Below are 11,537 nucleotides of genomic sequence, written 5' to 3'. Positions count from 1 at the left end.
GTCCTCGTCGATCTGACGGTGGCGATCGCGGTCGGGGTGACGCTCGCGTCGCTGCTTTTCATGGCGCGTATGGCCGAAGCGGTCGAGGTCGATCGAAGCGGGCGGCGCGACGCCGAACTCGATGCCGAAGATCTCGACCAGCGCGATGACCTGCCGCCGGGCGTCGAGGTGTTCCGGATCGCCGGTCCCTTCTTTTTCGGGGTCGCGGGTGAGCTGCTCGACACGCTGCGCCGCGTCGGGCAGTCGCCGCGCGTCATCATCTTGCGCATGCGGCTCGTACCGCTCCTCGATGCGAGCGGCGCGCAGGCACTTGAGGAATTTGTCGAACAGGCCCGGCTGGCGGGCGCGCGGGTGATTGTCTCGGGGGTGCAGCCCCAGCCGCGGGCGATGCTCGGGCGGATCGGCCTTGGCGAAGCGGCGGGCCGCATCGCCTATGCGGCCGATTATGCGGGCGCGCAGGCGCTTGCGATCGATCTCGCGGGTGCGAAATGACAGCGGCCCCTGTGAGCGGCAGGCCATTCGCACGCGCCGTTTCTCGATCGGCCGGCGGCCGGGAAACCCAATTCTGACCAAGTCTGGAGAATGAAATGAGTGACAGTGACGACTATGCCTATGACGAGGAAAGCGGCGAGTGGATGCCGGCGTCGGAGCTTGCGGAACGCAAGGCCGCGGCCTCGCAGGTCGAGGTTCGCGACGCGGTCGGGAACCTGCTCGAGGATGGCGACAGCGTCGCACTGATCAAGGATCTCGAGGTCAAGGGGGCCGGCAAGACGCTCAAGGTGGGGACGGTCATCAAGTCGATCCGCCTGACGGGCGATCCGCAGGAGATCGATTGCCGTCACGAAAGCATCAAGGGCCTCGTGCTGCGCGCCGAGTTCGTGCGCAAGCGCTAGGTTTTCCGTACCGATGTCTTGTCTTGGTCGCAGCCGCTGGCGGGCGCGGCGAAAAATGGCCGGGCTCTTGATGGCGGGGCAATGCAATCATGAAGGAACCCTGGATTCTGGGAATGACCTTTCACAATCCCAAGCCGACCGCGCGAAACAGCCGCTTCTATCTGGCGCGCATGCAGGCGTGTCAGACGGAAGCGCAGGAGGCGTCGCTTCCGAATGTCCGGGACCGCGCCCTTCGTGTGGCGGTCGCATGGCGGGAAATGTACCAGAAAGCGCTGCAATTCGAGCAGCGACTGGGCCAATGACACCCTCCGCGGCCACCATGTCACGGATAGCGCTCGTTTGGCGGTTCGCGGTGACCGGCAGATCGCCATTCGGACGATCGTCACCTTCTTGCGGGAGACAATCATGACGATATTCCTGATCATCCTCGTTTCCGTCTTGCTGCTCGCCCTGTTCGTCGGGGTCACCGTCGCGGGCGGGCGATCGCATGATCGGCAGAACAAGCGCCGTGACCATGACCGATAGATCCGCGGGGGATTTCGCGGCCGACAGCGACATTGCTTGCGAGCTTGAAATGGGGACGGACGTTTCGGGCGACGACTCGGCTGAAGCCGAACTCGATCATTTTCTTGATCATCTCGACGAAATCGACCGCGACCAGCGCTATTTTGAACGATACGGAACCGAGCACCGCCACGCGTCTCCGATGGAGCCAGGCGAACTGGCCGTTCCGCTCGTCTTCGAACTCGGAAATATCCGGAGCCTTCTCGCGAATTGGGCCTTCGTGCAAAGCGCGATGAGCATCGATGACCCGGACAGGCTGATACTCGATTATACGCGCCGGATGATGGGATCTCTCCTGTTCAATCCCTCGCCGGGGGCTCTCGAGATCATCGGGCTCGGCGGTGGGTCGCTGGCAAAATATTGCCACAGATATCTTCCCGACACGTCGATCATAGCGGTCGAAATCGATCCTGACGTGATCGCGGTTCGGGAGCAATTTTTCGTGCCGCCCGAGAGCGACCGTTTCGAGATCGTCTGCGATGACGGTGCGGAGTTTGTAAGGCGGGATATAAGGAGCTGCGATATCCTGCTTGTCGATGGCTTCGACAAGGACGGACAGCCTGCGCAGCTCTGTTCTTCAAAATTCTATCGCGATTGCCATTCGCGGCTGAAGCCCGGTGGCATTCTCGTCGTCAACCTGTGCGATGATCACTGGAAACACACCTCTATCCTGTCCCGCATAAGGGAATGTTTCGAATGTACGATCGACCTCCCCATGAAAATAGGGATGAACCGGATCATATTCGCATTCAGGGATGGGCGGCTCCCCTCGGACCTTACCGCGCTCTTGCGGACCGCCGGCGATCTCGATCGGATCCACCCAATCTCCTTTTCGCTTTTGGCGAACGAAATATTGGATGCGATCCAATCGCTTGAAGGAAGGCCTGTCAACGGTATCGAGAGCGGCTTTCATGAACCGCAGTCGCTGTCGATAGCCTCGCTTTGGCTGGCCGACTGAAACCGAGCATCTGCAGGCGATCGGACTTTATTTTCTGATTTGAATGGCCGTCTTGAGCGCGCCACATTGCCCGCACGAGGTCTTGGCGCGGTCATATTCATCGCGATGGCCGAGTTCGCGTGTCACGACATTCGTCTGACTGCGGACCGACAGATTCAGCTGATCGGTGATGCAGTCGTCGCAGATGGGCGAGCCACCGAGGTTTCCTATCAATTGTTCGATCTGTCCGGCTATCGTCATTCGGCGGGGCATGGGTACGTCATAATCACGGTAGCTGCATGAAGCAAAGTGGCAGGCTGCGGGCGATGTAACTATTGCCGGGACGGCGTAAGCCAGAGCCCAGCCGATTTTCCTCATCGATGGCGGAAAGCCCTTGATTGAAAAGCCTGTCTGCTTTTGCCGGGCTGAGGTTCAAAAGCCGCCCGTCCGCTATCGGTCAGGTCCAGTGGTTGTACTTGCCGGCGACGCCCAACGAGCTGTGGCGGCCGATACGGGGTGGTGAGCGGGCGCTTCCCATTTTCGTCATCCCCGCGAAAGCGGGGACCCAGAGCGTCCGTCGGCTGGCCTAGCCCTAGGTTCCCGCTTTCGCGGGGGCGCCGATGTTATAACTCGTTAGAGGTATCCATTTGAAGGCTCGGGCGCCGGAAAAATAGGTGAGCCGCGCTCCCTCTATGGGTTCTTAAACGGAATCCGTGAGCATGGCGCCGAGATTCTGGTCCCGCCGTCATCTACAGGCGAAAGGCTCGCCCCTCGTGATCCAGCCAGCGCGTCCCGACAGGGAATGATTAACCGTGCGGATCGGTCGTCGCGCTACAGGCCGGTGCTGGTTGCGAAAGCAGGGCAGCAACGCAGGCGATCATTAATAGGACGGGTTGAGGGAAATAGAGGGAACCATCGATCATCGAGGCGGCGGCCAGCATCAGCGTCGCCGTCAGCAAGGGAGCCGTTTGCATCCTTGCTTCCTGAAAAACCCGAAAGGTCAGCCATCCCGTGATAATACCAACTGCCAAGCCGCCGATCACCCCCCAGGCGAGGGTGATTTGCAGAATGATGTTGTGGGGATGGTGGCTATGGAAGACAGGGGCAATTTTACCGAAACTTCCCTCACCCCATCCGAACCATGGTCGTTCGGCAATGGCCTGTATCGCAAGATTCCAGGCGACGGTGCGGCCGCCGCTGCTCATATCGGTGAAAATTCGCTGCGGCCGGGTCGAGCCCAGGGGCGCGATCCAGTCGGCGACAAAGGCGAGGGCTATGGCGATGACCACGATCGCCAGAAAGCGGCGCCATCCGTCACGCGCGAAGGGAAACATCAGATAGGCCGCCAAATAGCCACCAAGCACCACGGCCAACGGCGCCCGCGCGCCAGTCCAGAGAGGCAAGGCCAAGGCGATGATTGCGATCAGGGCGTGAGACCTTCGGCCCCGCAGCCACCCGAGCGCGCAAAGTCCGAACACGGCGCCTGCGTAAAAACCGAGCCACCTGATGTTCCCATAGGCGGGGATGTCGTTGATCCAGTTGCGATCCTGCTCATAGTGCGACGCTATGAAGAGCGCGAACAGCGCGGCGAAACCCACGAAACCAAAGAGGATGGCGGGCACCAGTTTCTCGGCGAACAAGGTCTCCTTTGACGCCAGGCTGGCGATCGCCATGGCGAACAGCAGATGGACCGTCCAAAAGAAGGTCTGGATTTGCGAATAGAGCGAGCCGGAGTTGAGCGCGCCCGTCCACGCGATGATGACAAGGACGACAAGCGACAAGGACACGACGGCCGGGGGGCGGCTAATCTTGATTCCATCCCGAACGGCCAGAATGATGATCGATATTTCGAGGGCGATGACGGGAATCATCAGATTTTTCGAAAACAGCATCAATGTCGGCAGATCGTCGCCCCACGTTGTCAGGAGCATGATCAGCGGGATGAGGCCGATCGACCAGGCAAGGAGCGATGCGCGCGGAGAAGAGGCCGAGCGGTTAGCTGCCGGCTCCTGATCCGATCGAGCGGCCATGAACATCCCCCGCTATGACCATGATGTGGGCGGCGACGTCAGGCCGGCCGACGCCAACGATAGGTTACATTCACCCGCTCCGACAGGATCAGATACGGCATCCAGATGATGATGCTGATAAAGACTTTTTTGATGTTGCTGTCGAGAAGCGGCTGAATCGCGTGCCCGACCGCCGCCGGCAGGCCGGGAGCGCCGCTCACATAGGAGGCGATGGCAAGCTGCGATGCGACATCGATACCCCAGGTCAGCAACAGCAGGCGAGGAAAGAAGGGGTTGCCGCGCAGCGCCATGAAGAAGCACAGCACATAAAGGAAATTCATGACGATCAGGTCGGCCGACAAGGCAAAATAGATCATCTGGCCCCACAGCGGCGCGGCGCCGGTCATCGTCGGTACGGCCGCCATGAATTCGACGGTGCGGACCGGGACGTTGAGAAGCATGCCGAGGAGGAGCGAGGCCATGACGCCGACGGGCCCGAAGGCGGGATGATCGCGTGCGGCCAGTGCATCCAGCCGATGCCATTTGCCGAGCGCCGCCAGACGGATTTGGGGTTGAGCGAAATCCACGCCGCGCGGGAACAGGGCGTTCGCGGTCCAATAGCCGAAGAAGGGGCTGGCGATGACGAGTGCGTGCGGAACGAACATGACGAGCGCCGATGCCAAGCCGTTTGCCGGCGCGACTGGAAACAACATCCTGAGCAGGCATGCGAGGCCGGCGAACCAGGTCCAGCCGATCAGCATGGTACGGACGCGGTTTTCCATCGGCGCGACGAAGCGAACGCTCCTGCGATAGAGGCCGGCCCGCCACCGGTCGATCGTCGCTTGGCTCATCATGCAGGCATCTCTCCCAACGGCGCTATTGTAAAGCCGTTTGGTTAATTTTCGGTGTTGCAATCCCGAACGTCAGGATGATGCGATCCTGCAAGATCTGCGCAGACGATCATGATCCCGGAGGGGAGAGGGGCCGGCTTTCCACATTGTTGGATTTCATGGTTAATTTCAGTCAACGGCAAAATCACGACAAGTTGATGGCCACGAGACTCGGATTCAAATCGGAGAATCCTTTAACAAAAACTGCATGGATATTGCATATGGTTAACGAAAAATAATCGCTAAATATATGATAACCTTTGTTAAGATTTTGTTGACCAAAATCGCCAAACGCGTTTGAATCGATGCGTTCCTTGCTGAGGACCGCAAGACAGGTTGAACCGGCGCTATCGCTGGCAATTCAATACCGGGTCGCGTCGGTTCGATTGCACTCCTTCAGCTGGAATGTCTGGCCGCCTCCATGGGGGAGGGAGGGCAGACATACACCGTCTTCGGGCGGTGCATAAAGGAGTCAGACCATGAAGAATTTCCTGAAAGATTTCGTGCGTGACGAAAGCGGTGCTTCGGCCGCCGAATATGCCCTGATCCTTGCGATTGTGGGTGTCGGGATTGCCGGTGCAGCTGTGTATTTGCGTAACACGATTACATCCGCGATCCAGAGTGCTGGTGCGGAAGTTGCGGGTGCCCGAAACGCTGCGCCGCTCCCGGGCGGCGGCGGCGGCAGCTAAGCCAAACGCAAACGGCCTGTCCGCGGCGGCAAGGGTTGCCGCGGACAGTTCGAACAATTGTCCTGCTTCAAGGGGGGCGAGCAATGCTCGGCGGGCGCAACGGAATCATCATCGGCATCGCGGTCGTTCTCGGCCTTTTTGTCGTCTTTCTGGCAAATGCCTATTTCAGCGGGATCGAGGAGCGCCAGCAGCGCCAGGTCGAAGAGCTGAAACTGGTTCAGATACTCGTGGCGACGCAGCCGCTGGCCTTTGGCACCGCGCTGTCGGCGCAAAATACCAAAATGGTCGGCTGGCCCGCCAATTCGGTCCCGGAGGGGGCCTTCAACTACTCCGGTGCGGTGGTCGGCGGTCCAAAGGGGCCGCGCGTCGCGCTGCGGCCGATCGCGGTCGGCGAGCCCATTCTCGCGTCCAAGATTTCGGGTGACGGGCGCGCCTCCATCTCGGCGTTGCTTCCCGAGGGCATGCGCGCGGTCGCGGTGCGCATCGACGATGTCGCGGGCGTCGGCGGTCTGATCGCCCCCGGCGACGTCGTCGATGTGTTGCTCACGCGCCAGTCGGCCGGTCAAGACGCCGATCGCAACGACCAATATACCGATGTCCTCCTCGAAAAGATTCGCGTCATCGCGATCGACCAGATCGCCGACGAGAATAAGACCGACCCCGTCGTCGCCAAGACGGCAACTTTGGAGGTCGACCCCGTAAGCGCGCAAAAGCTGGTGCTGGCGCAGAAGGTTGGGGCGCTTTCGCTCGCGTTGCGCAATGTGACGAGCATCGAGGATGGCGCGAACATGACGATCGCCCAGGCCGATCTGGGCGGCGGCTGGCGTTCCGCGCCGGCGCGCCGTTCCGCCTCGCCGGGCCTCGCGGGGCTTCCGCCCGGCTTCTATTCCGAAAATCCGGCCATGCCGCCGCGCGCCTATCCGGCCGCGCCACGCATCCCCGCGCTGCCCCCGCGCCCGACCGGTCCCTCGGTCGAGATCGTCCGCGGCACCAAGGCCCAAACCTATGAGGTCAAACGTCATGGCTCGTGATTTTCGTACCGCGCTTTGCGCCGCCCTAGCCTTCGCCGCGCTTCCGGCACTGCCGACAACTGCACAGGCGCAATATGCCTCGGCGGGCAATGTCCACGCCGGCCAGCTCGACGTTCCGCTGAACAAGAGCCAGACGGTCACCTTTGAACGGACGTTCGGCAAGGCGATCATCGGATCCGACGAGATCGCTGATATCATGCCGATTTCCGACCGGTCGATCTATGTGCTCGGCAAGAAGATGGGAACGACCAGCCTGACCGTCTATGACAAGGGCGGGCGCGTCCTGTCGATCGTCGACGTCGCGGTCGGTCCCGACGTGGTCACGCTGCGCCGCCAGCTTTCCGAACTGTTGCCGGGCGAAAATATCAGCGCGCGCATGTCGAACGACGCAGTCGTGCTGTCGGGCGTCGTCAGCAGCGCGGTCGCGGCGCAGAACGCCGTCCGGATCGCGGGCACCTATGCAGGCGACAAGGTCGTCAACATGATGGGGGTCGGATCCAGCCAGCAGGTGATGCTGGAGGTCCGCTTTTCCGAGATCAATCGCCAGACGGGCAAGCAGATCGGAGTCGGCAGCTTTTTCCGCAATGGATCGGGCAGCTTCGATGCGGTCACGGGCAACGGGGCGTCGCTCACCCCCGATCCAGACACGGGTGAGGGCATCTTGCGGCTGTCTTCGATCGCAGACAGTTTCGGCATCTTTCGCAAGAGCTTCAGCCTCGGCGGTCTCGACGTCCTCGGCGTACTCGATGCGCTCGAGAACAAGGGGATGGCGAAGACGCTCGCCGAACCGACACTGATCGCGCTGTCGGGGGAAAAGGCCAGCTTCCTGGCCGGGGGCGAGTTTCCCATCCCGGTCGTGCAGAGCAGCGGCGGTGGCGGGGGCAATGGCAGCAGCCAGGGCATATCGATCGAGTTCAAGCCCTTTGGCGTGAGCTTGGGTTTCACGCCGACGATCCTCGCCGATGGCGTAATCAACCTTGTCGTCGAGCCCGAGGTGAGTTCGATCGACCCGACCGCATCGATCGTGCTCAACAATATCACGATCCCGGGCCTCCAGACGCGCCGCGCCTCGACCACGCTGGAACTGCGCGACGGCGAATCCTTTGCGATCGCCGGGCTGATCCGCCAGGATTTCCAGACGACGGTGCGGCAGGTGCCGCTCCTCGGCTCGATCCCGATCATCGGCTCGCTGTTCCGCTCTTCGGGCTTCAAGCGCGGCGAGACTGAACTGTTGATCGTCGTGACGCCGCGGCTGGTGCAGCCGATCAAGCCGAACCAGGTCGCATTGCCGAGCGAGCGCGTCGGCGAACCGACCGAACTCGACCTTTTCCTGCTCGGCCGCAGCGACAATGCCGTTCCGGCAATCCCGCCTGTTCAGCAGCAGACGGCGCCGAAGGGCGGGACGAAACCCGCGCCGCAGACAGGAGGCGGATATGAATATTGACCCGCGGATCATGGTCGGCGCGGCTGTCGCAGCCGTGGCCGTCTCCGGCTGCACCCCCACCGATATCAGCTTCGGCAATTCGGTGCGCCAGACGATGGCGGCGCAGGTCGTCGATCCCGATCCGCAATATGACGGACCGGATCACACGACCGATGCTGCAAAAACCGCCGCGGCGGTCAACCGCTATCGCACCGACGCGGTGAAGCAGCCCGAGACCATCAGCACGACCAAAAGCCAGAGCGGGTCGGGGGGACCGCGATAGGTAAATGATCGAAAGGACCAGTGGGGATTTGAAGCCATGTTGCGGAAACCGCATCACCATTTGCTGACCGACCAGTCGGGCGCGACCGCCGCCACTTTCGGCCTTGCGCTCTTCGCGCTCGTCGCGGTCGGCGGCCTCGGCTTCGACTATGCCCGCCTTGCCGGCATGGACAGCGAGTTGCAGAATGCGGCGGATCAGGCTGCGCTTGCTGGGGCGTCGCAGCTGGATGGTCGTACTGGGACCTGTATGCGCGCGTCGGCCGCGGCAACGACGCTGGTGGCGAACATGAGCCTGCTGGCGAACGACGGCAATGGCGTCGCCGTGACGATCCCGGCCGAGCCGGGGTGTGATGCGACGGGACAGATCCGTTTCTGGCAGAACAAGCAAAAGACCCTTGCGGCCACAAGCGATGCCAATGCGCGCTTCGTCGAGGTGCTGATCGCCGCGCGTACGGCCAACTATGCCTTCACCCCGCTCGCGGGTGCGTTCAGCAGCAGCATCGATGCGGCCGCCTATGCGGGCTTGGGGTCGGCGATCTGCAAGGTGCCGCCGGTCATGATGTGCAATCCGGCTGAATCGAGCGACCTGAACTTCACGGTCGGCAATTATGTCGGCAAAGGCGTTCTGCTGATCACCGACGGCAGCTATTTTCCCGGCAATTTCGGATTCCTGGCCAATGATGGTCGCGGGGCGCAGGATCTTCGCGAGACGCTTGGTCGCGTTGCGCCGGCGGGCGACTGTATCGAAACCGATGGCGTGGTGACCGAGCCCGGAGCGATGTCGAGCGTAGTCAACGCGCTGAACACCCGCTTCGATATTTACGGCAACGGTCTTAATCAGGCCTGCGGACAGGATGGGTCGCTTTGCCCCCCCGCCTATAACGCGCGCAAGGATGTCGTGCGTGCCGCCAGCAACGGGAACGGCAACGGAAATGGCAATGGGAACGGCAACAATAGCTGTACCCAGAACACATGGGTCTTGCCTCCCAGCGCCTCCCGATACCTTCCGCCAAGCGCCGCTCCGTTGAATGCCACCGAGCGCGCGGTTCTGGCGCCGATGGGCTTTCCGCGCGACATGTGTCACGCGGTCAGTGCATCCGGCAATTGTCCGTTGGATCGTATTGGTGACGGGAATTGGGACAGTACCGCCTATTTCCAGTCGAATAGTCAGGTTTACGGGAACTCCTTTTCACCGCTCGCCGCATTCGGGACCGTGACGCCGACCCGTTATCGAGTGTATAAATGGGAGGTCGAGCAACAGCTCGCGGGCGGATCGATGCGGCCGCTCGACCGGCAAAATGCTGCCGGCGGTAATCATTCCTATGGCATGCCGTCATGCTCGCCGCCGGGCATCGCTGGCAGTTCAACCGTTCCCGACCGCCGCGTGCTTCCTGTCGCCGTCGTTAATTGCACCCAGCAGGCAGGAAAAATCAGTGGGCGCCAAGAGCTGACCGTAGCGAAATGGGTCGATCTTTTCCTTGTCGAGCCCTCGCTCGATCGCGACCGGACGAGCAGCCGCGATGTCTATGGCGAGATCGTCGGTGAAACCACCCTCGGCGGCGGCGGCGGCACGACCGGCAATACGGTACGGCGCGACGTGCCCTATCTGATCCAATGACTGGCTTTCTTCGCTCTCGACGCTTCTGGCGCAACCGGCGGGGCGCGGCGGCGGCCGAGATGGCCCTGATCACGCCGCTGTTGATCACCATCATGTTCGGCGGATTTGAAGCGGGCGCCTATTTCTGGACCGAGCACAAGGTCATCAAGGGGGTTCGCGATGGCGCGCGCTTCGCTGCGCGCCAGCCCTTCGCTTCGTTCAACTGTTCGGCGCTGACCGACTCCGCCGCGCTTGCCCAGGTCAAGAATTTGACCCGCACGGGGCAATTGTCCGGCGGCATGGCCAAGGTTTCGGGCTGGACCGACAGTCAGGTAACGGTGGCGGTTTCGTGCAATGCGCCGATTGCAAATACCTATACTGCGGGCGGTCTCTATACCAACCAGACGGGGGGGGCCACACGCGTCACCGTATCGACGACGGTCCCATATCCTTCGCTATTCCGAACGCTCGGATTCAACACCACCGGTGCGGTGATAAGGGCCAGCGCCAACGCGGCGGTGATGGGGACATGATAAGGCTTGGCTCCATAATCCGCGATGAACGCGGCGGGCCGGCGGCGGAGTTTGCTCTCGTACTTCCGCTGATCCTGCTCTTCCTTCTGGGCATTATCGATGTCGGCCGCTTCGCGTGGGAGGTCAATCGCGCCGAAAAGGCGACCCAGACGGGGGCCCGCTGGGCTGCGGTGACCGACATGATCCCGAGCGGGCTCGCCAACTACAGCTTCGCAGTCAGCGCGAACATCCCGGCCGGAACGCCCGTTCCTTCGACCGCTTTCCCCGGTATCGTCTGCAGCAGCAACGGTGCGGTTACCTGCACCTGCGCGGCGGCGTGCAGCTTTCCGAGAACCGCCAACGGTGCGGCCTTCGCTGCGCTTGTGGACAGAATGAACGACATCAAGCCCGACATCGGCGCTTCCAATGTCGTGGTCGAATATCGTTACTCGGGACTCGGCTTCGCGGGCGACCCGAATGGATCCGACGTCGCGCCGATCATCGCGGTTCGCCTGCGTAACATGCAGTTCCGGCCGTTCGTCGGCATCCTCTTCAACGCGAACCTCGATCTGCCTGACTTCAGCTACTCGCTGACGATGGAAGACGGATCGGGCAACACATCCAACTGAGAGGAACGACCGATGGGAAAAAAAGAACTGTTCGGCACTCCTTTCAACAATGGGCCTCTCAATTTGGACTGCAAAATCAAA

General features: G+C 61.6%; 14 protein-coding genes. 11 read left to right on the top strand and 3 right to left on the bottom strand.

Features of this window, described 5'->3' with window-relative positions; all coding sequences use genetic code 11:
• The 4 genes from ACTJI5_RS22205 to ACTJI5_RS22190 all read left to right on the top strand — a co-directional run.
• Positions 1-492: STAS domain-containing protein (locus tag ACTJI5_RS22205; RefSeq protein ID WP_440860086.1), on the top strand; the 492-nt coding region annotated here is incomplete at its 5' end.
• Between the two features lie 95 nt (positions 493-587).
• Entirely contained in the window at positions 588-893 is a 306-nt protein-coding gene (locus ACTJI5_RS22200) for an alkylphosphonate utilization protein (RefSeq protein WP_440861862.1), read from the top strand.
• A gap of 89 nt (positions 894-982) precedes the next feature.
• Positions 983-1,195 carry a hypothetical protein gene (locus ACTJI5_RS22195; RefSeq protein WP_440861861.1) on the top strand — a complete coding sequence of 71 codons (213 nt, stop codon included), beginning with the start codon at positions 983-985 and terminating at the stop codon, positions 1,193-1,195.
• 185 nt (positions 1,196-1,380) lie between these two features.
• The gene (locus ACTJI5_RS22190) at positions 1,381-2,415 is read left to right on the top strand and encodes a fused MFS/spermidine synthase (protein WP_440861860.1); all 1,035 of its coding nucleotides are present in this window, start codon (positions 1,381-1,383) and stop codon (positions 2,413-2,415) included.
• Positions 2,416-2,442: 27 nt separating this feature from the next.
• On the opposite strand, the gene ACTJI5_RS22185 is transcribed toward ACTJI5_RS22190, so the two are convergent.
• The 3 genes from ACTJI5_RS22185 to ACTJI5_RS22175 form a co-directional block, all read right to left on the bottom strand.
• Positions 2,443-2,772 carry a hypothetical protein gene (locus ACTJI5_RS22185; protein WP_440861859.1) on the bottom strand — a complete coding sequence of 110 codons (330 nt, stop codon included), beginning with the start codon at positions 2,770-2,772 and terminating at the stop codon, positions 2,443-2,445.
• Positions 2,773-3,200: 428 nt separating this feature from the next.
• On the bottom strand, positions 3,201-4,424 hold the full coding sequence (locus ACTJI5_RS22180; RefSeq protein WP_440861858.1) for an O-antigen ligase family protein: 1,224 nt from the start codon (positions 4,422-4,424) through the stop codon (positions 3,201-3,203).
• Positions 4,425-4,462: 38 nt separating this feature from the next.
• The gene (locus tag ACTJI5_RS22175; RefSeq protein ID WP_440861857.1) at positions 4,463-5,164 is read right to left on the bottom strand and encodes a DUF2569 domain-containing protein; all 702 of its coding nucleotides are present in this window, start codon (positions 5,162-5,164) and stop codon (positions 4,463-4,465) included.
• A 608-nt stretch (positions 5,165-5,772) separates the two neighbouring features.
• On the opposite strand from ACTJI5_RS22175, the gene ACTJI5_RS22170 reads away from it, so the two are divergent.
• The 7 genes from ACTJI5_RS22170 (at position 5,773) to ACTJI5_RS22140 (ending at position 11,456) form a co-directional block, all read left to right on the top strand.
• Complete coding sequence (locus ACTJI5_RS22170; RefSeq protein ID WP_440861856.1) at positions 5,773-5,982, top strand: Flp family type IVb pilin; 210 nt, start codon at positions 5,773-5,775, stop codon at positions 5,980-5,982.
• Positions 5,983-6,065: 83 nt separating this feature from the next.
• Entirely contained in the window at positions 6,066-7,013 is a 948-nt protein-coding gene (cpaB, locus tag ACTJI5_RS22165) for a Flp pilus assembly protein CpaB (RefSeq protein ID WP_440861855.1), read from the top strand.
• Positions 7,003-8,457, top strand: coding sequence for a type II and III secretion system protein family protein (locus ACTJI5_RS22160; protein WP_440861854.1), 1,455 nt, complete (start codon positions 7,003-7,005; stop codon positions 8,455-8,457). Before cpaB ends, ACTJI5_RS22160 begins: the two co-directional genes overlap by 11 nt.
• Positions 8,447-8,719: a hypothetical protein gene (locus ACTJI5_RS22155; RefSeq protein WP_440861853.1), complete on the top strand. Its 273-nt coding sequence runs from the start codon at positions 8,447-8,449 to the stop codon at positions 8,717-8,719. Before ACTJI5_RS22160 ends, ACTJI5_RS22155 begins: the two co-directional genes overlap by 11 nt.
• 36 nt (positions 8,720-8,755) lie before the next feature.
• Positions 8,756-10,336: a pilus assembly protein TadG-related protein gene (locus tag ACTJI5_RS22150; RefSeq protein ID WP_440861852.1), complete on the top strand. Its 1,581-nt coding sequence runs from the start codon at positions 8,756-8,758 to the stop codon at positions 10,334-10,336.
• A complete protein-coding gene (locus tag ACTJI5_RS22145; protein ID WP_440861851.1) occupies positions 10,333-10,848 on the top strand; it encodes a TadE/TadG family type IV pilus assembly protein in 516 nt (171 codons plus the stop codon). Before ACTJI5_RS22150 ends, ACTJI5_RS22145 begins: the two co-directional genes overlap by 4 nt.
• Entirely contained in the window at positions 10,845-11,456 is a 612-nt protein-coding gene (locus tag ACTJI5_RS22140; RefSeq protein ID WP_440861850.1) for a TadE/TadG family type IV pilus assembly protein, read from the top strand. Before ACTJI5_RS22145 ends, ACTJI5_RS22140 begins: the two co-directional genes overlap by 4 nt.
• Positions 11,457-11,537: the final 81 nt, after the last annotated feature.

The organism is Sphingopyxis sp. 22461 (assembly GCF_052044915.1).
Lineage (GTDB): Bacteria > Pseudomonadota > Alphaproteobacteria > Sphingomonadales > Sphingomonadaceae > Sphingopyxis.
The sequence above is the reverse complement of the archived record's forward strand: the minus strand, read 5'-3'. Positions and strand labels throughout refer to the sequence as shown.

What these genes read in the sequence shown, in the direction of transcription:
- ACTJI5_RS22155 (WP_440861853.1), top strand. Translation starts at nt 8,447, where the DNA reads ATGAATATTGACCCGCGGATCATGGTCGGCGCGGCTGTCGCAGCCGTG.
- ACTJI5_RS22140 (WP_440861850.1), top strand. Translation starts at nt 10,845, where the DNA reads ATGATAAGGCTTGGCTCCATAATCCGCGATGAACGCGGCGGGCCGGCG.
- ACTJI5_RS22160 (WP_440861854.1), top strand. Translation starts at nt 7,003, where the DNA reads ATGGCTCGTGATTTTCGTACCGCGCTTTGCGCCGCCCTAGCCTTCGCC.
- ACTJI5_RS22145 (WP_440861851.1), top strand. Translation starts at nt 10,333, where the DNA reads ATGACTGGCTTTCTTCGCTCTCGACGCTTCTGGCGCAACCGGCGGGGC.
- ACTJI5_RS22150 (WP_440861852.1), top strand. Translation starts at nt 8,756, where the DNA reads ATGTTGCGGAAACCGCATCACCATTTGCTGACCGACCAGTCGGGCGCG.
- ACTJI5_RS22190 (WP_440861860.1), top strand. Translation starts at nt 1,381, where the DNA reads ATGATCGGCAGAACAAGCGCCGTGACCATGACCGATAGATCCGCGGGG.
- ACTJI5_RS22175 (WP_440861857.1), bottom strand. Translation starts at nt 5,164, where the DNA reads ATGCTGATCGGCTGGACCTGGTTCGCCGGCCTCGCATGCCTGCTCAGG.
- cpaB (WP_440861855.1), top strand. Translation starts at nt 6,066, where the DNA reads ATGCTCGGCGGGCGCAACGGAATCATCATCGGCATCGCGGTCGTTCTC.
- ACTJI5_RS22200 (WP_440861862.1), top strand. Translation starts at nt 588, where the DNA reads ATGAGTGACAGTGACGACTATGCCTATGACGAGGAAAGCGGCGAGTGG.
- ACTJI5_RS22185 (WP_440861859.1), bottom strand. Translation starts at nt 2,772, where the DNA reads ATGAGGAAAATCGGCTGGGCTCTGGCTTACGCCGTCCCGGCAATAGTT.
- ACTJI5_RS22195 (WP_440861861.1), top strand. Translation starts at nt 983, where the DNA reads ATGAAGGAACCCTGGATTCTGGGAATGACCTTTCACAATCCCAAGCCG.
- ACTJI5_RS22180 (WP_440861858.1), bottom strand. Translation starts at nt 4,424, where the DNA reads ATGGCCGCTCGATCGGATCAGGAGCCGGCAGCTAACCGCTCGGCCTCT.
- ACTJI5_RS22170 (WP_440861856.1), top strand. Translation starts at nt 5,773, where the DNA reads ATGAAGAATTTCCTGAAAGATTTCGTGCGTGACGAAAGCGGTGCTTCG.